The sequence below is a fragment of the Streptomyces sp. NPDC047453 genome (assembly GCF_040643155.1).
Taxonomy (GTDB): domain Bacteria; phylum Actinomycetota; class Actinomycetes; order Streptomycetales; family Streptomycetaceae; genus Streptomyces.
Map to the genome: position 1 here is coordinate 219,036 of NZ_JBEYTS010000005.1, position 18,687 is coordinate 237,722.

The 18,687-nt window shown below is 71.7% G+C and carries 17 protein-coding genes and 1 tRNA gene; 5 read left to right on the top strand and 13 right to left on the bottom strand.

The genetic code is table 11. The features are described 5' to 3' along the window. Positions 1–81 precede the first annotated feature (81 nt). The 4 genes from ABZ818_RS07720 to ABZ818_RS07735 all read right to left on the bottom strand — a co-directional run bounded on the left by ABZ818_RS07720 (position 82) and on the right by ABZ818_RS07735 (position 3,853). Positions 82–279, bottom strand: coding sequence for a hypothetical protein (locus tag ABZ818_RS07720; RefSeq protein ID WP_361411998.1), 198 nt, complete (start codon positions 277–279; stop codon positions 82–84). Between the two features lie 96 nt (positions 280–375). Then, positions 376–1,269 (bottom strand): SDR family oxidoreductase, encoded by an 894-nt coding sequence (locus ABZ818_RS07725; RefSeq protein WP_361412000.1) that lies wholly within the window; start codon positions 1,267–1,269, stop codon positions 376–378. Then, positions 1,266–2,309 (bottom strand): alpha/beta hydrolase, encoded by a 1,044-nt coding sequence (locus tag ABZ818_RS07730; RefSeq protein ID WP_361412002.1) that lies wholly within the window; start codon positions 2,307–2,309, stop codon positions 1,266–1,268. Before ABZ818_RS07730 ends, ABZ818_RS07725 begins: the two co-directional genes overlap by 4 nt. Next, positions 2,306–3,853, bottom strand: a complete 1,548-nt coding sequence (locus ABZ818_RS07735; RefSeq protein WP_361412004.1) for an NAD(P)/FAD-dependent oxidoreductase — start codon at positions 3,851–3,853, stop codon at positions 2,306–2,308. Before ABZ818_RS07735 ends, ABZ818_RS07730 begins: the two co-directional genes overlap by 4 nt. Before the next feature lie 204 nt (positions 3,854–4,057). Here ABZ818_RS07735 and ABZ818_RS07740 point away from each other — a divergent pair, with 204 nt between their 5' ends. Beyond that, positions 4,058–4,678, top strand: a complete 621-nt coding sequence (locus tag ABZ818_RS07740) for a MerR family transcriptional regulator (RefSeq protein WP_361412088.1) — start codon at positions 4,058–4,060, stop codon at positions 4,676–4,678. Between the two features lie 6 nt (positions 4,679–4,684). On the opposite strand, the gene ABZ818_RS07745 is transcribed toward ABZ818_RS07740, so the two are convergent. Further along, positions 4,685–5,488, bottom strand: coding sequence for an exodeoxyribonuclease III (locus tag ABZ818_RS07745; RefSeq protein WP_361412006.1), 804 nt, complete (start codon positions 5,486–5,488; stop codon positions 4,685–4,687). Positions 5,489–5,569: 81 nt separating this feature from the next. Between ABZ818_RS07745 and ABZ818_RS07750 the strand changes: the two genes are divergently transcribed. Next, complete coding sequence (locus tag ABZ818_RS07750) at positions 5,570–6,052, top strand: GNAT family N-acetyltransferase (RefSeq protein ID WP_361412008.1); 483 nt, start codon at positions 5,570–5,572, stop codon at positions 6,050–6,052. A gap of 134 nt (positions 6,053–6,186) precedes the next feature. On the opposite strand, the gene ABZ818_RS07755 is transcribed toward ABZ818_RS07750, so the two are convergent. The 7 genes from ABZ818_RS07755 to galU all read right to left on the bottom strand — a co-directional run bounded on the left by ABZ818_RS07755 (position 6,187) and on the right by galU (position 11,781). After that, positions 6,187–6,260 (bottom strand) — tRNA-Ala (locus ABZ818_RS07755). Positions 6,261–6,334: 74 nt separating this feature from the next. Next, complete coding sequence (gene glpR, locus ABZ818_RS07760) at positions 6,335–7,546, bottom strand: gephyrin-like molybdotransferase receptor GlpR (RefSeq protein ID WP_361412010.1); 1,212 nt, start codon at positions 7,544–7,546, stop codon at positions 6,335–6,337. Between the two features lie 195 nt (positions 7,547–7,741). Next, on the bottom strand, positions 7,742–8,368 hold the full coding sequence (locus ABZ818_RS07765) for a GNAT family protein (protein WP_361412012.1): 627 nt from the start codon (positions 8,366–8,368) through the stop codon (positions 7,742–7,744). Positions 8,369–8,388: 20 nt separating this feature from the next. Further along, positions 8,389–8,931, bottom strand: a complete 543-nt coding sequence (locus ABZ818_RS07770; protein ID WP_361412014.1) for a MogA/MoaB family molybdenum cofactor biosynthesis protein — start codon at positions 8,929–8,931, stop codon at positions 8,389–8,391. After that, positions 8,928–9,440, bottom strand: a complete 513-nt coding sequence (gene moaC / locus ABZ818_RS07775; protein ID WP_326802854.1) for a cyclic pyranopterin monophosphate synthase MoaC — start codon at positions 9,438–9,440, stop codon at positions 8,928–8,930. Before moaC ends, ABZ818_RS07770 begins: the two co-directional genes overlap by 4 nt. An 86-nt stretch (positions 9,441–9,526) precedes the next feature. Beyond that, positions 9,527–10,849 (bottom strand): gephyrin-like molybdotransferase Glp, encoded by a 1,323-nt coding sequence (gene glp / locus ABZ818_RS07780; protein ID WP_361412016.1) that lies wholly within the window; start codon positions 10,847–10,849, stop codon positions 9,527–9,529. Between the two features lie 5 nt (positions 10,850–10,854). Then, positions 10,855–11,781 carry a UTP--glucose-1-phosphate uridylyltransferase GalU gene (gene galU / locus ABZ818_RS07785; RefSeq protein WP_361412018.1) on the bottom strand — a complete coding sequence of 309 codons (927 nt, stop codon included), beginning with the start codon at positions 11,779–11,781 and terminating at the stop codon, positions 10,855–10,857. A 91-nt stretch (positions 11,782–11,872) separates the two neighbouring features. On the opposite strand from galU, the gene ABZ818_RS07790 reads away from it, so the two are divergent. Next, positions 11,873–12,499: a 5-formyltetrahydrofolate cyclo-ligase gene (locus ABZ818_RS07790; RefSeq protein ID WP_361412020.1), complete on the top strand. Its 627-nt coding sequence runs from the start codon at positions 11,873–11,875 to the stop codon at positions 12,497–12,499. Positions 12,500–12,625: 126 nt separating this feature from the next. Here the strand turns inward: ABZ818_RS07790 and ABZ818_RS07795 are convergent, their stop codons facing one another. Then, positions 12,626–15,439 carry a penicillin acylase family protein gene (locus ABZ818_RS07795; protein WP_361412022.1) on the bottom strand — a complete coding sequence of 938 codons (2,814 nt, stop codon included), beginning with the start codon at positions 15,437–15,439 and terminating at the stop codon, positions 12,626–12,628. Between the two features lie 214 nt (positions 15,440–15,653). Here ABZ818_RS07795 and ABZ818_RS07800 point away from each other — a divergent pair, with 214 nt between their 5' ends. Both ABZ818_RS07800 and ABZ818_RS07805 read left to right on the top strand, forming a co-directional pair. Next, positions 15,654–17,165, top strand: coding sequence for a potassium/proton antiporter (locus ABZ818_RS07800; protein ID WP_361412090.1), 1,512 nt, complete (start codon positions 15,654–15,656; stop codon positions 17,163–17,165). A 203-nt stretch (positions 17,166–17,368) separates the two neighbouring features. Continuing rightward, on the top strand, positions 17,369–18,664 hold the full coding sequence (locus ABZ818_RS07805) for an MFS transporter (protein ID WP_361412024.1): 1,296 nt from the start codon (positions 17,369–17,371) through the stop codon (positions 18,662–18,664). The last annotated feature ends 23 nt before the right edge of the window (positions 18,665–18,687 follow it).

The following is an 18,687-nucleotide window of genomic DNA, read 5'->3' on the forward strand; positions in this document are numbered from 1 at the left end:
TGGGGTGCCCCGGCATCCGGGACACCCCACACCGTCACGGCCGAGGCCGAGCGCAGCAACAACGCTGACTACGTGCCGTGGTTAGCGGTCGTAGTCCTGGTTGAGGCGGTCTTCCATCTCGTCCGGCGTGTCGTGGGTGTCCTGACGCCCACGCTCGCGCGGCTGGGACGGGCGCTGCCCGGCCTTCTCACGGCCCTCGCCGGGCCGCTCGCCGGGGCGCTGCCGGCCCTGCTGCTGCCGCTGCTCGGACGGGTCCTGGTACTTGTCCTTCATACCCATGCTGTTCACTCCCGTGTTGGGTGAGTGGGATCCCCAAGTGGGCTAGGGGATCGGCCTCGACCAGATTCACACGGGCGGTGACCCTGCGCATGTCGATCAGTGACGTTGCGTAGCCGGTGCGGATCGGTGCCGCTCGTCGGCCGCGCCACCCGCTCCGACCAGCCCGGTCCGCACCTCCGACAGGCGGTCCGCGAAGCGCCGTACCTCCCGCTGCCCCACGGTCCCCACGACGCCCGGCAGCCACCCGCGCACGCCCTGCATCCCGCGCAGCCACCACTGCCCGTACACATGGGCGGCGCGCCGCTCGATCCCGGCCACGATCCGGTCCACCGCCGGCCCCAGCGGATAGGTCCGGCCGGCCGGCCACGGCAGCCGCTGCCTCAACTCCCGCATGACGTCGTCCTGATCGGCCCCGCGCACCATGTCGGTGTCGGTCCACGACAGGTAGGCGACGCCCACCCGCACGCCCCGGTGGCCGACTTCGGCCCGCAGGCTGTGCGCGTACGCCTCCACACCGGACTTGGAGGCGCAGTACGCCGTCATCATCGGCGCCGGGGTGATGGCGGCGAGCGAGGCGATCTGGAGCAGGTAGCCGCGGCTCGCGGTGAGCGCCGGCAGGAACGCCCGCCCGGTGACCGCCGATCCGATGAGGTTGACCTCGATCACCCGCCGCCAGGAGTCGGGGTCGGAGTCGGCGAACGGACCGCCGCTCGCCACACCCGCGTTGGCGACCACGATGTCGACCCTGCCGAACCGCTCCTCGACCTCCGCCGCGACCCGGGCCATCGCCTCGTGGTCGGTGACGTCGGCATGCCAGTGGGCGCTCTCGCCGTGCAGCCGCTTGCCGACTTGTTCGAGCAGGTCCGGCTCCAGGCCGACCAGCGCGATCTTCGCGCCCCGCGCGGACAGTTTGCGGGCGAGCAGTTCGCCGACGCCCCGCGCGGCCCCCGTGACGACCGCGACCTGCCCCTCCAGACTCACCCTGCTCATGCGCCCTCCCTGATCCGTGCGTCGTCGTGCTGCTCGTGTGCGCTTCCACGGCCGGTGACCTGGCCGGGGATGTGACCGGTGACCTGGCCGGTCGGCTGACCGGGTACGTGACCGGTGACGAGTTCCCGGATCTTCGCGGTGACCAGCCCGGGCGCCTCCACCGGCGTCATGTGGCCGAGCCCCGGAAGCTCAGTCAGGCCGAGGCAGTCGGGCAGCGCGGCGGCCAGCGCCCGCGCGTGCCCCGGCGGGGTCAACCGGTCGGTCGTGCCCGCGACGACCGCCACCGGCATCCTCAACTGCCGTACGTGGTCGTCGAGATCGAGCCGGTCCAGCACCTGCGACCAGGCGTGGCGCACCCGGCGTGGACAGGCGTGCACGATCCGTGCGCACGCCTCGACCATGTGCGGCGTCGAACCGGGGCCCATCGTGGCGTACTTGAGGATCCGCCGGGCGAGCGGAGTGACCGGCCCGAGCGGCGCCCGGGAGCCGAGGACGCGCCGGGTCAGCCAGGTACGCGGCCGACCGGCCCGGATCGGTAGGACGGTCGACCGGGCGACCAGCCGTGAACTGCCCGTGCTGCACAGCAGAACGGCCACCGCGTGTTCCTGGAAGCCGGGCCGGCCGGCCGCGGCCATCACCGTCATCCCGCCCATCGAGTGTCCCGCGACCACCGCCTTCTCGCCGGGCGCGAGCGTCGCCGCGAGCACGGCTTCGAGGTCGTCGGCGAGCGCTTCGGTGCCGTATCTCCGGCTCGCCGGGCTGCGTCCGTGGCCGCGCTGGTCGTAGGCGATGACGCGGTGGTCGGCGGCCAGATCCCGGATCTGCGCGGCCCAGAAGGCGGTGGAGCAGGTCCAGCCATGGGCGAGGACGACGGCCGGGGCAGCGGGGTCGTCCACCGGCCCGTGCACCTCGACGTGCAGCCGGGCCCCGTCGGCGGAGACGGCGGTGAGTTCACGGGCGGGGACGGGAGGGGCGTACGGATCCGGGGCAGCGTGGTCTTCCGGACGGCCCCCGGCCGTCCGGCGGGCGGGACGGCTCACGCGTCCACCTCCACGGGCCGCCGCGCCGGGGTGCGGCCGGCCGCGCCCTGGGATCCGGGTGCCCGGAGGACCTGGTACTCCGCGAGATCCACCCGCCGTGTGGCCTGCCGGAACTCGGTGGTCGTACCGGGCCAGACGGTGGTGTTGCGGCCGCCCGCGTCCAGGTACCAGCTGGTGCAGCCGCCGGTGTTCCACACCGTGCGCTTCATGCGCTCCTGCACCTTGCGGTTCCAGGCGTTCACGGCGCTGGGCCGGGCGTCGAGGGCGACCCGGCCGCCGAGGACGCCCAGTTGGCGCAGGTAGTCGGCCAGGTAGTTGAGCTGGGACTCGATCATCAGGATCATCGAGGAGTTCCCGAGGCCGGTGTTGGGGCCGATGATCGTCATCCAGTTCGGGAAGCCGGCCGCGGACGCCCCGCGCAGCGCGGCCATGCCGTCCTTCCAGCTCTCGGCGAGCGTACGGCCGTCCGCGCCGACGACCCGCTCGGCGATCGGCATGTCGGTGACGTGGAAGCCGGTGCCGAAGACGATCGCGTCCACCTCGGCCTCGGTGCCGTCGGCGGCGACGACGGTCGACCCGCGGACCTCGCTCAGTCCGCTGGCGACGACGTCCACGTTGTCCTGCGCGAGTGCCGGATAGTACGTGCTGGACAGCAGTATCCGCTTGCAGCCGATGCGGTAGTCGGGGGTGAGCTTGGCCCGCAGGTCCGGGTCCTTGATGGCGCGGGACATGTTGAGCCGGGCCAGCCGCTCCACGAAACCGAGCTGGCCCGGATGCCTGGTGAACGCCTGGACCTGCAACTCCCGGATGCCCCACAGCAGTCCGCGGCGCAGTTGCGCGGTCAGCGGCAGCGCGCGGTGCATCCGGCGCTCGACGCCGCTGATCTCGCGGTCGACGCGGGGCATCACCCACGGCGGGGTGCGCTGGAAGAGGGTGAGCCGGGCGACCTCGGGCTGGATGGACGGCACGATCTGGATCGCGGAGGCTCCGGTGCCGACCACGGCGACCCGCTTGCCGGAGAGGTCGTGGTCGTGGTCCCAGCGGGCGGAGTGGAAGACCTTGCCGGGGAAGGAGTCGAGCCCCGGTATGTCCGGGACCTTCGGTTCGGACAGCGGCCCGGTCGCGCCGACCACGACGTCCGCCGACAGGTTCCCGCTCGTGGTCTCGATGTCCCAGCGCAGCTTCTCGGCGTCCCAGGTCATCCTCGTGACCTCGGAGTTGAGGCGCAGGTGCGGGCGGAGGCCGAAGACGTCCGTGACGTGTTCCAGGTAGGCGCGGATGTGCTCCTGCCCGGAGAAGGTGCGCGGCCAGTCGGGGTTGGGCGCGAACGAGAACGAGTACAGGTGCGAGGGCACGTCGCAGGCGCATCCCGGATAGCTGTTGTCGCGCCAGGTGCCGCCGACGCCGCCGGCCCGCTCCAGCACGACGAAGTCGGTGATCCCCTCCCGGCGCAGCCGCACGGCGGCGCCCAGTCCGCCGAAGCCGGACCCGATCACCGCCACCCTCAGATGCCGGTCCTCGTGCTCGTGTTCGTGCTCGGCCATTGAGCGCCCCTCCCATGACTCGCGTACAGCGACCCGCGTGCAGCCTTCAGCGACTCTGCCAGTGAACACTGGCGCAATGGGGAGAGTAGAGGAGGTCCGTACCGACCGGTAGGGGGCGGCAGAGGAAAAGTTACCGCCGGTACAACATAGGCTGCTCCCGTGGCAGGAGAAGGTGGAGCACGCGGCGGCCGACGCGAGTACCGCATGGAGGAGCTGGCCCGGCTGGCCGGTATCACCGTGCGCACCCTGCGCTTCTACCGCGAGCGCAAACTGATCCCGCCACCGCGCCGCGAGGGCCGTATCGCCTGGTACGACGACCACCACCTGGCCCGCCTGCGCACGATCTCGGCGCTGCTGGAACGCGGTCACACCCTCAATGGCATCGCCGAACTGGCCGAGGCCTTCGACCACGGCCGCGACGTCGGCGATCTGCTGGGCCTCGGCGCCCCCACCGAGGAGACCCCGGTCCGCCTGACCCCCGAGGAACTCGCCGACCACTTCGCGGGCGAGGTCACCGCCGAGAACCTGGCCGCCGCCATGGAACTCGGCTACCTGGGCACCGACGGTGACGAGCTCGTCCACATCAGCCGCCGGCTGCTGGACGTCTCCGCCGCCCTGGTCCGCGAGGGCATCCCCCTCGCCGAAGTCCTCGAAGCCGGCCGCCGCGTCCGCGAACACGCCGACGCCCTCGCCGAGCTCTTCACCGCCCTGATCCTGCGTCACGGTCCCGAGGACGACCTGAAGCGGCTGCGGCCGCTCGCCAAGAGCGTGGTGGAGGCGGAGGTGTCGATGGCCCTGGACCGGCGGCTGCGCAAACAGCCGTAGTGACGGCTAGAGGTCGTACACGACCGTCACCGGGGCGTGGTCCGACCAGCGCTCGGCGTGCGTGGCCGCCCGCTCGACGTACCCCTTGACGGCCTTGGCGGCGAGCCCGGGCGTGGCCACCTGGAGGTCGATCCGCCACCCCGTGTCGTTGTCGAAGGCCCGTCCCCGGTAGGACCACCAGGTGTACGGCCCCTCGCCGTTCGGGTGCAGTTCGCGCACGACGTCGGCGTACCCGCCGGCCTCGGGGGCGAAGACCGTGCTCAGCCACTCCCGCTCCTCCGGGAGGAAGCCGGAGTTCTTGGTGTTGCCGCGCCAGTTCTTCAGGTCGGCCTGCCGGTGGGCGATGTTCCAGTCGCCGCAGACGAGCACCTCGCGGCCGTCGGCGACGGCCCGCTCCCGCAACTCCTTGAGATGGGCGAGGAACTCGTCCATGAACCGGACCTTCTCGTCCTGCCGCTCGGTGCCGACCTCGCCGGAGGGCAGGTAGAGGCTGGCGACCGTGACGCCGGGCAGGTCGGCCTCGACGTAGCGCCCGCTGCCGTCGAACTCGGCGGATCCGAACCCGATCCGGACCCGGTCGGGTTCGCGGCGGGTGTAGAGGGAGACGCCGGCGCGGCCCTTGGCGGCGGCCGGCGCGTGCACGACGTGCCAGCCGTCCGGCGTGCGGACGTGCTCCGGCAACTGGTGGGGCTCGGCCCGCACCTCCTGGAGGCACAGCACGTCGGCCCCGGTCCCCGCGAGCCACTCCACGAAGCCCTTCTTGGCGGCGGCGCGCAGTCCATTCACATTGACGGAGGTCACAGTCAGCACCCGGGCACCCTACCGGCACACTGGACGAGGTCTTCCCGGAGGCCACCTGCCCCGACATCCGCATCGACAGACGGTTCCCACATGAACATCCGCCCCGTGCCCTTCGACCACCCCGACGCCGTCAAGCTGAACGACGAGGTACAGGCCGAGTACCACGTCCGCTACGGCGACGGTGGCGACGCCACGCCCCTCGACCCGGCCGACTTCCGGCCGCCGAACGGCACGTACCTGATCGCCTACGACGAGGACGGCACTCCCGTCGCCACGGGAGGCTGGCGCAGCCGGGACGAGAACGCCGAGGGCAACGAGGCCGGCGACGCCGAACTCAAGCGGATGTACGTGATCGAGTCGATGCGCGGCCGCGGTCTGGCCCGCCGCATCCTCGCCGCCCTGGAGGACGACGCCCGCGTCGCCGGGCGCGTCCGCATGGTCCTGGAGACCGGCGACCAGCAGCCGGAGGCCGTCGCCCTGTACGCCTCCACCGGCTACGAGCCGTGCACGAAGTTCGGCTACTACCGCGAGTACGAGTCGAGCATCTGCCTGGCGAAGACGCTCCAGTCCTGACGCGAGGCCCCTCCCGCCACGGCGCGGCGGAAGGGGCCATCACGCGCCCCCGGTCGCTCATACCACTGTTCCTGTGAGCCCCGCGTGACACGTCAAAGCCCCGGTCGGTTTCCCGACCGGGGCTTTGAGCTGCGTGGACCTGAGGGGATTTGAACCCCTGGCCCCCTCGATGCGAACGAGGTGCGCTACCGGACTGCGCCACAGGCCCTTGCAACGAGTGAAACTCTAGCATCCTCGCCCGGGTGGTTGGTAATCCGTTCCCTGGCTGGTCAGGGGCGGGAGTCACTCGTTGGCCGCGCGGCGGCGGTCGCCGTCCTCGTACTGGTCGAAGAGGGGGGTGCGGCCGCGCTCGCGAGAGCGGCGGGCCGAGGCGGCGCGGCGGGCGTCGGTGCGGCCGTCGGCGGCGGACCTGTCCTCGGCGTGCGGCGGGGGCTCGGGCGCGGCCGGGGCCGCCGCCTCCTGCTCCGGCACCGCGGCGGACGACCGCGCCGAGCTCCAGGCGTCCGGAGCGCCGAGGTCCACGTCGGAGGTGGCCCGCGGGGCGACCGGGGCGGTGACGTAGGTGGGCAGCGGCACCGGAACCGGGTCCCAGCTGTCGCCCCGGCCGGGGCGGCGCTGGCGCTCGCGCTGCTGGTCGAGCCACTCGGCGTGGTCGGTCTGCTCGACCAGGGCGCGCCGGTCGGCGGCGAGGGAGGAAAGGCCCGGGTCCGTCTCCGGCTCAGGCCCCGCTTCCGGTTCGTCCGCGGCGGGGTCCAGGGGCGTGCGCCGACGCGGCTGGCGGCGGCTCTCACGCAGCCGCTGCGCGGCGACCTCGGCGCGGCGGCGGTCCATCTGGTAGGCGAAGCGGCGCCGCTCCTGGGAGCGCAGGTACGCGATGTACGCGCTGAGCATCACGGCGGGCACTCCAGGCGCCCACAGGAAGGTGAGCCCGCCGACCGCGGCGACGATCGCGCCGAGGGTGAAGGCGAGGAAGAGGAGGACGGTGGTGCGTCTGCGGCGTGCGAGGACCTTCGTGCGCTGGGCACGCGCCGCGGACACCTCCGCGCGGGGCGTGCGCCGGGCCGCAGGGACCCGCGGACGCGCGGACGCGTCGGCGGGCGGGGCCGCCGCCGGGGACGCGGCCCGGGCGGCCGGCTTGCCGGTCCGGTCGCGCTCGTCGTGGCCGCGGACCGGCTCCCGTTCCTCCCGCGCCGGCGGCTGCTGCCGCTCCGGCGACCGGCCCGGGGGCATGGCGAAGGCCCGGACGTCCACCGAGTCGGTGACGGCGTCCGGCTCCCCGTCGGCGGGCTCCCCCTCCTCGGCGGAGCGCGCCCTGAGGTCCTTGGCGTACCGGCGCTCCATCCCCGCCCGTCCGGACAGGAACCGGATGGCGGTGCTGAAGCGTTCCGTCGGACGGGCCTCGTTCAGCTCGTCCTGCCTACGGAGCCACATCGGCACCAAGTAGGCGGCCCAGGCCCCGACGATGACTGCGTAGATGAGGCCGCTGCTGCTCACGCCTCACACGGTAGAGGGGTTTGCATGAGGCCATCTGCCAATTGCGCCGGTGTGTCGCACGATCTGGCTGATATTTCGAACTTTTTTTGCGATCGATGTGATCAGCAGGACGTCAAGGACGCGAATTCAATGCCACCCGGGCGATCGCGAGCGGGTCCGGTTCGGATCGCAGGCCGATCAATTTCGAACATGCATTCAATTTCCGGGTGAGGCGGGATTCTCCTTCGGCGTCCTCAGGGCCCGGGTCCGGCGCCAGCGGTTCAGCAGCCCTTCGGGCACCTCTTCCGCGGTGAGCGCGAACACCATGTGGTCGCGCCACGCGCCGTCGATGTGGAGATAACGGGGCCGCAGACCCTCCTCGCGGAATCCGAGTTTCTCCACCACCCGCCGGCTCGGCCCGTTCTCGGGCCGAATGCAGATCTCGATGCGGTGCAGTCCGACGGTGCGGAAACAGTGGTCCACGACCATCGCCACGGCCGTCGGCATCACCCCGCGGCCGGCCACCGACTCGTCGACCCAGTAGCCGACGTGGCCCGAGCACATCGAACCCCAGGTGATCCCGGCGACGGTCAACTGCCCGACCAGCCGCCCCTGGTACTCGATGACGAACGGCAGCATGCGGCCGGCGTGCGCCTCGGACCTGAGGTGGCGCACCATCTGCCGGTAGGTCGGCCGGTGCGTGATGGGCCCACCGGGCGTGGGCGGCGGAATCGTCGCCTCCCAGGGCCTGAGCCAGTCCCGGTTGCGCCGGTTCACCTCGCGCCAGGCCCGCTGGTCGCGCAGCTTTATCGGCCGGAGGACGACATCGCCCTCCGCGAGCACGACGGGCCAGGATGGGCTGTTCAGCTCGCACCCCCACTACCGGCACCGGGTCTGACGTGGTCGCCGCCGCGCAGCTGGTCGACGGCGTGCTTCAACAGGGGTTCCAGGACGGCCAGTCCGTCCTTCACCCCGCCCGTGGAGCCCGGCAGATTGACGATCAGCGTCCCTCCGGCCACTCCGGCCAGCCCTCGGGACAGCGCCGCGGTCGGCACCTTCCGCATGCCGAACGCCCGGATGGCCTCCGCGATTCCCGGCACCTCGGTCTCGATCACCCGGCGGGTCGCCTCGGGCGTCCGGTCGGTGGGCGAGACGCCCGTGCCGCCGGTGGTGACGACGGCGTCGTACCCGGCCTCGACGGCGGCGCGCAGCGCGGCCTCCACCGGGTCTCCGTCCGGTACGACCTGCGGCCCGTCGACGGCGAAGCCGAGGCGCCGGAGGCCGTCGGCGACCAGCGGACCGCCCGTGTCCTCGTAGACCCCGGCGGCGGCCCGGTTGGAGGCCGTGACCACCAGAGCGCTGTACGGCGCGAGCAGTGCGTCTCCGGCCGATGCGTCCAGTGTCATGCCCGGCTCCAGTCGCCCGACTTGCCGCCCGTCTTCTCCTCCACGCGCACGTCCGTGATGACCGCTCCCTTGTCGACGGCCTTGACCATGTCGATCACGGTGAGCGCGGCGACGGACACCGCGGTGAGCGCCTCCATCTCGACGCCCGTGCGGTCCGTGGTCTTCACCGTGGCCTCGATCTCCACGGCGTCGTCCGCGACCGACAGCTCCAGTCTCACACCCGACACCGACAGCGGGTGGCACAGCGGGATGAGGTCCGGGGTGCGCTTGGCGCCCATGATCCCGGCGATCCGCGCGGTGGCGAGGGCGTCGCCCTTGGGCACCCCCTCGCCGCGCAGCAGCTCGACCACGCGGGGCGAGACGAGGACGCGACCGCTGGCGCGGGCGGTGCGCGCGGTCACGTCCTTGCCGGAGACGTCGACCATGCGGGCGGCGCCCGCGTCGTCGATGTGCGTCAGCCGGTCCGGCGCTGGAGGTCCGGGGGTCTCCCCCCGGGAAGGCACAGTCATGATCGTGTGGGGCTCCCGGTCCGGGCCCGTCGCCGTGCGGCTCACGGGCCTGTTGTGCGCGACACGGTACCGCCACCCCGGACGGCTCAGCCGAGCAGGACCACCTCGACCTCGGCACCGGGCTCGACGGACTCGGCGTCCTCGGGGACGACGATGAGCGCGTCGGCCAGCGCGAGGGCGGCGATCAGATGGGATCCGGCGCCGCCCACGGGCCTGACCTCGCCGTCGGCGTACACCCCGCGCAGGAACTGCCTGCGTCCCTTCGGCGAGCTCAGCGCCCGGTCCGCCGCCAGCGTCGCGCGCACGGTCGGCCGGTGGACGTCCTGAAGGCCCATCAGGGTGCGGATGGCGGGGCGGACGAACAGCTCGAAGGAGACGTACGACGACACCGGGTTGCCGGGCAGGGCCAGCAGCGGCACGTGGTCGGCGCCGACGGTCCCGAAGCCCTGCGGCTTGCCGGGCTGCATGGCGATCTTGCGGAACTCCACGCCGCCGCCCGGCTCGTCCTCGTCGCCGACGTCGGACAGTGCCTCCTTGACCACGTCGTACGCCCCCACGCTCACCCCGCCGGTGGTGACCAGCAGGTCGGCGCGGACGAGCTGGTCCTCGATGGTGGACCGCAGGGTGTCGGCGTCGTCGGCGACGGCGCCCACCCGGTAGGCGATGGCGCCCGCGTCCCGGGCGGCCGCGGTCAGGGCGAAGCTGTTGGAGTCGTAGATCTGGCCGTCGCCGAGCTGCTCGTCGGGCTGGACGAGTTCGCTGCCGGTGGACATCACCACCACGCGCGGGCGCGGGCGCACCAGGACCGTGCCGCGGCCGATCGCGGCGAGCAGCGCGATCTGCGGCGGCCCGAGGACCGTACCGGCCCGCAGGGCTCGCTCGCCCGCCTCCACATCGCTGCCCTTCGCGCGCACGTGCGCGCGTGCCTCGGCCGGCCGGTACACGCGTACGTGCCCGTCGGCGCCCTCGGGGGCGAGGCTTCGGGCGCGCATCGCGCTCACCGGGCCCTCGCCGAGCCCGCCGTCGGTCCACTCGACGGGGACGACCGCCTCGGCGCCGGGCGGCAGCGGAGCACCGGTCATGATCCGCGCCGCTTGTCCCGGGCCCACCCGGAGCAGGCCGGCCGCGCCCGCCGCGACGTCCCCGACGACCTCCAGGACGGCCGGGAACTCCTCGCTCGCGCCCGAGACGTCCGTGACCCGTACCGCGTAGCCGTCCATGGAGCTGTTGTCGAACGGCGGCAGCGAGAGCGGCACCGTGACGTCGTCCACCAGGACACAGCCCTGGGCATCGAGCAGTTGCAGCTCGATGGGTTCCAGGGGGCGGACGGTGGTGAGGATGTCCTCCAGGTGCTCGTCCACCGACCACAGGTGGTCCGGGCCGGCGGTGCGGGGCTCGGCGCTGCTCAACTTCGTTACATCTCCTCGGCTACGTACCGCTGAAGCCAGGCCCTGAAGTCCGGGCCCAGGTCCTCACGTTCGCACGCGAGTCTGACAATGGCACGCAGATAGTCGCCACGGTCCCCGGTGTCGTAGCGGCGGCCCTTGAAGACGACGCCGTGCACCGGGCCGCCGGCCCGCTGCTCGTCGGTGCCCGCCGACGCGTGCGCCTCGGCCAGGTGCTGAAGGGCGTCGGTGAGTTGGATCTCACCGCCGCGGCCGGGCTCGGTCTTGCGGAGTATGTCGAAGATGTGCGGGTCGAGAACGTAACGGCCGATGATCGCGTAGTTGGAGGGGGCCTGCGCCGCGTCCGGCTTCTCGACCAGGCCGGTCACCCGGACGACGTCGCTGTCCCCGGTGGCCTCCACGGCCGCGCAGCCGTAGAGGTGGATCTGCTCGGGCGCGACCTCCATGAGGGCGATCACACTGCCGCCGTAGGTCTCCTGGACCTCGATCATCCGCTGGAGCAGCGGGTCGCGCGGGTCGATCAGGTCGTCACCGAGCAGGACGGCGAAGGGCTCGCTGCCCACGTGCGGGGCCGCGCACAGCACGGCATGGCCCAGGCCCTTGGGGTCGCCCTGGCGGACGTAGTGGATCGACGCGAGGTCGCTGGACTCCTGCACCTTGGCGAGCCGCTCGCCGTCGCCCTTCTTCTCCAGGGCGGACTCCAGCTCGTAGTTGCGGTCGAAGTGGTCCTCCAGCGGCCGCTTGTTCCGGCCGGTCACCATGAGGACGTCGTCGAGGCCCGCGGAGACGGCCTCCTCCACCACGTACTGGATCGCCGGCTTGTCGACGACCGGCAGCATCTCCTTCGGAGTGGCCTTGGTGGCCGGCAGGAACCGGGTACCAAGACCTGCCGCGGGAATGACAGCCTTGCTGATCCTGGGGTGCGCCTGTGTCATGGCCGCAACCCTATCCGCTGCCTTTGCGCGGGATCCGCCTCTCCGGTTAATTGACTCTCACATGAGCAGACATACCGGCATAAGGAAGGGTATGGAAGGACCAGTGAGCCACACCGGACACGGCGGCGAGCCTGCCAAGCGCACCTTGCGGCGAGAAATCCTCACGGTGAGGAAGACATTGACCGTGGATGAAGTGCGGGAGGCGGCGCACGCGCTGGCGGAGCGCGCCCTGGAGCTGCCCGAGCTGACGCGGGCGCGCACGATCGCCGCGTACGTCTCCGTGGGCACCGAACCGGGAACACCTCCGCTCCTCGACGCGCTGCGCACGCGGGGCGTGTGCGTGCTGCTGCCCGCGCTGCTGCCCGACAACGACCTGGACTGGGGCGCGTACACCGGGGAGGGCTCCCTCACGCGCGTGCAGCACGGCGGGAGGATGGCGCTGTTCGAGCCGGCCGGGGAGCGTCTCGGCCCGGACGCCGTGGAGACGGCCGACGTGGTCCTGCTGCCCGGCCTCGCCGTCGACGCGCGCGGGATGCGCCTGGGACGCGGCGGAGGGTCCTACGACCGTGTCCTGGCCCGCCTGGAGGCGGCGCGGGCGCATCCCGCCCTCGTGGTCCTGCTGTACGACACGGAGGTCGTCGAGCGCCTCCCCGAGGAGCCCCACGACCGGCCGGTGCAGGCCGTGGTGACGCCTTCGGGGGTACGCCGCTTCACCTGACACGCACGGCTTTCGGCACGGCCGGCACCGCTTCGGCCGCCGGCACGGCTCAGGTACGGCTCGGGTACGGCGAAGGCCCTCCACGCGCGCGTGGAGGGCCTTCGCCGCCGTTGTGGCCTCAGCGGCTCACGGCTTGAGCACCAGCGTGTCGCTCGTGCTCTTGTCGACCGCGTTCGGCGAGAAGGACCACGAGAGCAGCTCGCCCTTGGCCCACTTGCCCGTCTGGTCGGTGTAGTGGGCGCTGAAGGCGTGCCCGGAGGCGCCGGTGAGGTTGATCCACTTGGACTTGTCGAGGTCGTCGAGGTTGACCACCATCCGCATGGACGGCACCCACACCACGCCGTAGCCGCCGGCGGCGTTCCAGCCGGAGGCGTTGACCGCCGCCTCGCCGCCGCTCAGCTTCCAGGGCCCGCGGTTGAGGACGTACTTCAGGACGCCGGGTCCCTCGGTGCCCAGGGTCTGGTTCTTCAGGAACAGGCGGTGCAGCCGGCCCCAGCTCCAGGTGTCGATGTCCTTGCCGAGCTTGGCGGTCAGCTCCCAGCGGGCGTCGATCATGGCGCGCTTGAACAGCTCGTCGCGGTTGTCCGCCTTGGGGCGGGTGCCCGACGCCGGAGTCTTCCACCAGTCGCTGTCCGGGCTCTCGACGAGCCCCCGGACCACCTCGAACCAGCGGTCGCCGCCGTCCGGCTGCGCCTGGTCGGCGTCGCGCTGACCGCACTCGCGGACCTTCTGGTTCTGGTCGGCCGGGCCCGTGTTGCCGGTCGGCTCCACCCACAGGCACTGGCCCTTGACCCGCAGCTCCTTGGGCAGCTTGTTGCCGAAGGACAGCTTGAGGATGTTGCGCCAGACGGCGTTGAAGTACGCGGCGGCGGCCGAGTCGGCGTCCTGCGTGCGGTCCCAGCCCTCCAGCAGCTTCTGCGCCTCGCGGACGTCCTTGTCGCCGATGTCGATGTTCAGCAGCTTGGGTACCAGCAGGTTGGCGATCGCGCTGCTGTTGTCCATCTGCATCTGGCGCATGTCGTCGGTGGAGATCTTGCCGCCGCCGTCGATCTTCTGCTGGATCAGGTCGGTGATCCGCCGGCTGCGGGTGCCGTAGCCCCAGTCCGTGGTGAGCGTGTACGGGTAGGACTTCGGGTCGACGACGGCCTGGTTGGCGGTGACGATGTAGCCGCGCTCGGGGTTGTACTCGTAGGGCAGTTCCTGCGGCTTGATGTAGCCGGTCCAGTCGTGGCCGGAGTCCCAGCCCGGCGACGGGACGGAGCCGTCGTCGTTCTTCGCGCGCGTGGGGATGCGGCCGGGCAGCGTGTAGCCGATGTTGCCCTTGGTGTCGGCGTAGATCAGGTTCTGCGAGGGCACGTCGAAGAGTTCCGCGGCCGACCGGAAGGACTTCCAGTCCTTCGCGTTGTTCATGGCGAAGACGGCGTCCATGCTGGTGCCCGGCTCCAGCGCGGTCCACTTCAGGGCGATCGCGTAACCGTCGCCGCGGTCGGGCGCCGCGGTGTTGACCGCCGCCTTCTTGCCGACCGCCATCAGCTCGTCGGAGCGGTCGGACAGCAGGGGCATTCCGTCGCTGGTCTCGCGCACGACGATCGTCTTGGACTTGCCGCCGGCGACCTTGATGGTCTCCTCGCGGGTCCGGAACGGCACCGTCTTGTTGTCGCGCAGGTAGCCGTCGCCGCTGAGCTTCTCCAGGTAAAGGTCGGTGACGTCGACACCGGAGTTGGTCATGCCCCAGGCGATGTCCTGGTTGTGGCCGATGATCACACCGGGCATGCCCGCGAAGGTGTAGCCGGTGACGTCGTACGGGCACGCCTTGGAAAGCTCGCGGCAGTGCAGACCCATCTGGTACCAGACCGAGGGCAGCGAGGCCGACAGGTGCGGGTCGTTGGCGAGCAGCGGCTTGCCGGTGATCGTGTACCGCCCGGAGACGACCCAGGAGTTGGAGCCGATGCCGTTGCCGTTGACGCCGACGGCCGTCGGCAGGCCGTCCAGGACGTCGTGGAGGCCCATCAGCTGGCTCTGCACACCGGAGGAGCCGCTCGCGTCCGTCGCGGTACCGGTGGCGCCGCCCGTGCCCGTCGAGTCGGCCGAACCGGGCGTACCGGTGCCGGTGCCGGTCGAGGTGCCGCCGCTCGTGTCCGTCGCGCCGCCGCTCGCTTCGAACGCCTGGGTGAGCGCGTTGTGCTGGCCCTCGCTGACAATCGGCTTGTTCCGGCTGTACGGGTAGTCCGGGTAGAGGTCCTTGATCTGCTTCGGGCCGAGGCGGCTGGTCATCAGGGCCCGGTCGATCTCGTCCTGCATGTTGCCGCGCAGGTCCCAGGCCATCGCCTTCAGCCAGGCGATGGAGTCCACCGGAGTCCACTGCCCGGGCTTGTAGTCGTTGGCGAAGCCCAGGGCCGCGTACTCCAGGGAGATGTCCTTGGCTTCCCGCCCCTTGAGGTAGGCGTTGACTCCCTGGGAGTACGCCTGGAGGTACTTCTTGGTGGAGGCCGACAGCGTCTTGTCGTACTCCTGCCGGGCGACCCGGTCCCAGCCCAGAGTGCGCAGGAACTCGTCGTTCTTGATCTGGCCCTTGCCGAACATCTCCGACAGGCGCCCGGAGGTCATGTGCCGGCGCACGTCCATCTCGTAGAACCGGTCCTGCGCCTGGACGAAGCCCTGCGCCATGAACAGGTCCTCCGAACTGGAGGCGTAGATCTGCGGAATGCCGTTTCCGTCCCGTTTGACGTCGACGGGTCCCGACAGGCCCTGCAGCGTCATGGTGCCCTTGGTCTGCGGGAAGGAGGCGCGCACGGTGCTGACGGACCAGTAGGCGCCGTAGGCGGTGCCTCCGACGAGGGCCAGGACCAGGACAAGCGCGACCAAGCGGGCTTTTCGCCCCTTCTTCCTGCCGGACTTGCCGGCCTTGTCACCCGTTGAGGCGGTGGTGTTCGGGGGCATCGCTGTCCTTGCTGTCCTAACGCGAGCGGCAGGTCGGGCTGTGACTTCGAATGAGCGCTGGAGCAACCATAGGCGCAGGGCCCGGTAGCACTTGACGCGGAGTCGGGTCCAGCGGCGGTGAGACGTCTCCATCTCGTCACGGGACGCGTCAAGAAAGCGTCAAGAGTTAGGTAAGGTAACGAAGTAAACCGGGAACTCGCGGAAGGAACCGCTGCTGACTGTTCACCACCTCAACCAGCTCCTGCTCGCCTGCTCGGTCGTCCTGCTCGTCGCCGTCGCCGCGGTTCGGATCTCCTCGCGCAGCGGGCTCCCCAGCCTGCTCGTCTACCTGGGGATAGGCGTCGTCATGGGCTCGGACGGCCTCGGCGGCATCCACTTCACCAACGCCGAACTGACCCAGGTCATCGGCTACGCGGCCCTCGTCGTGATCCTCGCCGAGGGTGGTCTCGGCACGAAGTGGAAGGAGATCAAGCCGGTCCTTCCGGCCGCCACCGCCCTGGCGGTGGTCGGCGTCGCCGTGAGCGTCGGCGTCACCGCGGCCGCGGCCCACTACCTCAGCGGCCTGGGGTGGCGTCAGTCGCTGATCATCGGCGCGGTGGTGTCCTCCACGGACGCGGCGGCCGTCTTCTCGGTGCTGCGCAAGATCCCCCTGCCCGCGCGCGTGACGGGCACGCTGGAGGCCGAGTCCGGCTTCAACGACGCCCCGGTGGTCATCCTGGTCGTCGCCTTCTCCACCGCGGGACCGATCGAGCACTGGTACGTCCTGGTGGGCGAGATAGCCCTGGAGCTGGCCATCGGCGCGGCCATCGGCCTGGCGGTGGGCTGGCTCGGTTCCTGGGGTCTGCGGCATGTGGCGCTGCCCGCCTCCGGCCTCTACCCGATCGCCGTCATGGCGATCGCGGTCACGGCGTACGCCGCCGGCGCGCTGGCCCACGGCAGCGGCTTCCTCGCCGTCTACCTCGCGTCGATGGTGCTCGGCAACGCCAAGCTGCCGCACTGGCCCGCCACCCGCGGCTTCGCCGAAGGACTCGGCTGGATCGCCCAGATCGGCATGTTCGTCATGCTCGGTCTGCTGGTCACCCCGCACGAGCTGCTCGACGACGTCTGGCCCGCCCTCGTCATCGGCCTGGTGCTGACCATGGTCGCGCGTCCGCTGGGCGTGGTGGCCAGCCTGCTGCCGTTCCGGGTGCCGTGGCAGGAGCAGGCCCTGATGTCCTGGGCCGGACTGCGCGGCGCCGTGCCCGTCATCCTGGCGACGATCCCCATGGTGAACGGGGTCGACGCCACCCACCGCATCTTCAACATCGTCTTCGTCCTGGTCGTCGTCTACACCCTCGTGCAGGGCCCGACCCTGCCCTGGCTCGCCCGCAAGCTGCGGCTTGGCTCCGGCGAGGAGGCCGCCGACCTCGGCATCGAGTCGGCGCCCCTGGAGCGGCTGCGCGGCCACCTGCTGTCCGTCGCCATCCCCGCCGGGTCCCGGATGCACGGCGTCGAGATCAACGAGCTGCGGCTGCCGTCCGGGTCCGCGGTCACCCTGGTCGTCCGCGAGGGCAAGTCGTTCGTACCGCTGCCGACCACCACCCTGCGGCGCGGCGACGAACTCCTCGTGGTCGCCACCGACCCGGTCCGGGAGGCGGCCGAACAGCGCCTGCGCGCGGTCGGCAAGGGTGGCAAGCTGGCCGGATGGCTGGGGGCCGGCGGAGCGGGGGCCGGCAGCCGAGGCTGAAGGGGTGTTCCACGCGCCCCTGTACGATGAGGACGCACCCTGATCGAACCAACTCTGCCTGACGCAGAGCTGGCGCGACCGTATGGCGGCCGGGTAGTCCCCCGCAGTGGGCGCCGGTATCTACCGCAGTTTGCGCAAGAGGACAGCTCTCGGCGCGCCCGCACGCCCGGGCCCGCGCTACCAGGCGGCAGAAAGGCACGGCCGTGGGATCCACGGTCACCAGCACCGAACCGGCGCCGACCGCGACGGCATCCTCCCGCCCTGGATACGGGCAGCTGCTGCGCACCCGCGGCGCCTGGACGTTCCTGCTCCCCGGTTTCGCGGCGCGCCAGCCGTTCGCGATGCTCACCATCTCCATCGTGCTGCTGGTGCAGCACACCACCGGCTCCTACGGCGCGGCCGGCGCCACCGCGGCCGTCACCGGTGTCTCCATGGCGCTGTTCGCGCCCTACAGCGGACGCCTCGCCGACCGGTACGGGCAGCGCGCGGTACTGGTCCCCGGCGTTCTGGCGCACACCCTCGCGGGACTGACGCTGACCGCGCTCGCCCTGGCGCACGCCCCCCTGTGGGCGCTGTTCGCGGCGGCCGTGCCGACCGGCGCCTCGGTGCCGCAGGTCGGCCCGATGGTGCGCGCCCGCTGGGGCGTCACGCTCAAGGACTCGCCGCTGATGACCACCGCGGCCGCCTTCGAGTCCGTCACCGACGAGCTGACGTTCGTCGTCGGCCCCCTCCTGGCGACCGCCCTGTGCACCACCGTCGCCCCGGCCGCCGGGCTGGTCACGGAGGCCGCGCTGACCCTGGTCGGCGGTCTGCTGTTCGCCGCGCAGAAGCGCACCCAGCCGTCCGTCACCGGCGATGGGCACGCGCGCGTGGAGCACACCTCCGCCCTGCGCGTCCCCGGGGTGCGGGTGCTGATCGCGGCCTTCCTCGGCATCGGCTCGGTCTTCGGCGGCATGCAGGTCTCGCTGGCCGCGTTCACCGAGTCGATCGGCGAGCCCGGCCTCAACGGCGTGCTGTACGGAACCTTCGCCGCGGGCAACATGCTCTCCGGCGTCGTCTGCGGCGCCATCGCCTGGAAGACCGCCCCGCAGCACCGTCTCCTCGTCGGCTACACCGCCCTGGCGCTGGCCGCGTCCGCACTGTGGACCGCGCACTCGGTGCCGCTCCTGGCGGCACTCGGCCTCCTGGTCGGCATGTGCATCGCACCCACCCTGATCACCGGCTACACCCTGGTGGAGAGCCTGGTCCCGGCCGGCGCCCGCACCGAGGCGTTCACCTGGCTCACGGGCGCGGTCGCGCTCGGCCAGGCGGCGGCGGTCACCGTCGCCGGGCAACTGGAGGACCGTCTGTGGGGTGGCGCCGGCTTCCTGGTGCCGATGGCCGGCACGGTGCTCGCCCTCCTCACCCTGGTCGCCCTCAGGTCGCGGCTCGCGGCCCGGTCGCACGGCCGCACGGTCGCACGTGGCGTCGGTCACCGCGCCCACGTCACAGTGGACTGATCCTCGGGAATGCGTCACTATGG

What these genes read in the sequence shown, in the direction of transcription:
- ABZ818_RS07795 (WP_361412022.1), bottom strand. Translation starts at nt 15,439, where the DNA reads ATGCCCCCGAACACCACCGCCTCAACGGGTGACAAGGCCGGCAAGTCC.
- galU (WP_361412018.1), bottom strand. Translation starts at nt 11,781, where the DNA reads ATGACACAGGCGCACCCCAGGATCAGCAAGGCTGTCATTCCCGCGGCA.
- ABZ818_RS07720 (WP_361411998.1), bottom strand. Translation starts at nt 279, where the DNA reads ATGGGTATGAAGGACAAGTACCAGGACCCGTCCGAGCAGCGGCAGCAG.
- moaC (WP_326802854.1), bottom strand. Translation starts at nt 9,440, where the DNA reads ATGACTGTGCCTTCCCGGGGGGAGACCCCCGGACCTCCAGCGCCGGAC.
- ABZ818_RS07740 (WP_361412088.1), top strand. Translation starts at nt 4,058, where the DNA reads ATGGAGGAGCTGGCCCGGCTGGCCGGTATCACCGTGCGCACCCTGCGC.
- ABZ818_RS07735 (WP_361412004.1), bottom strand. Translation starts at nt 3,853, where the DNA reads ATGGCCGAGCACGAACACGAGCACGAGGACCGGCATCTGAGGGTGGCG.
- ABZ818_RS07770 (WP_361412014.1), bottom strand. Translation starts at nt 8,931, where the DNA reads ATGACACTGGACGCATCGGCCGGAGACGCACTGCTCGCGCCGTACAGC.
- ABZ818_RS07750 (WP_361412008.1), top strand. Translation starts at nt 5,570, where the DNA reads ATGAACATCCGCCCCGTGCCCTTCGACCACCCCGACGCCGTCAAGCTG.
- ABZ818_RS07725 (WP_361412000.1), bottom strand. Translation starts at nt 1,269, where the DNA reads ATGAGCAGGGTGAGTCTGGAGGGGCAGGTCGCGGTCGTCACGGGGGCC.
- ABZ818_RS07790 (WP_361412020.1), top strand. Translation starts at nt 11,873, where the DNA reads ATGGAAGGACCAGTGAGCCACACCGGACACGGCGGCGAGCCTGCCAAG.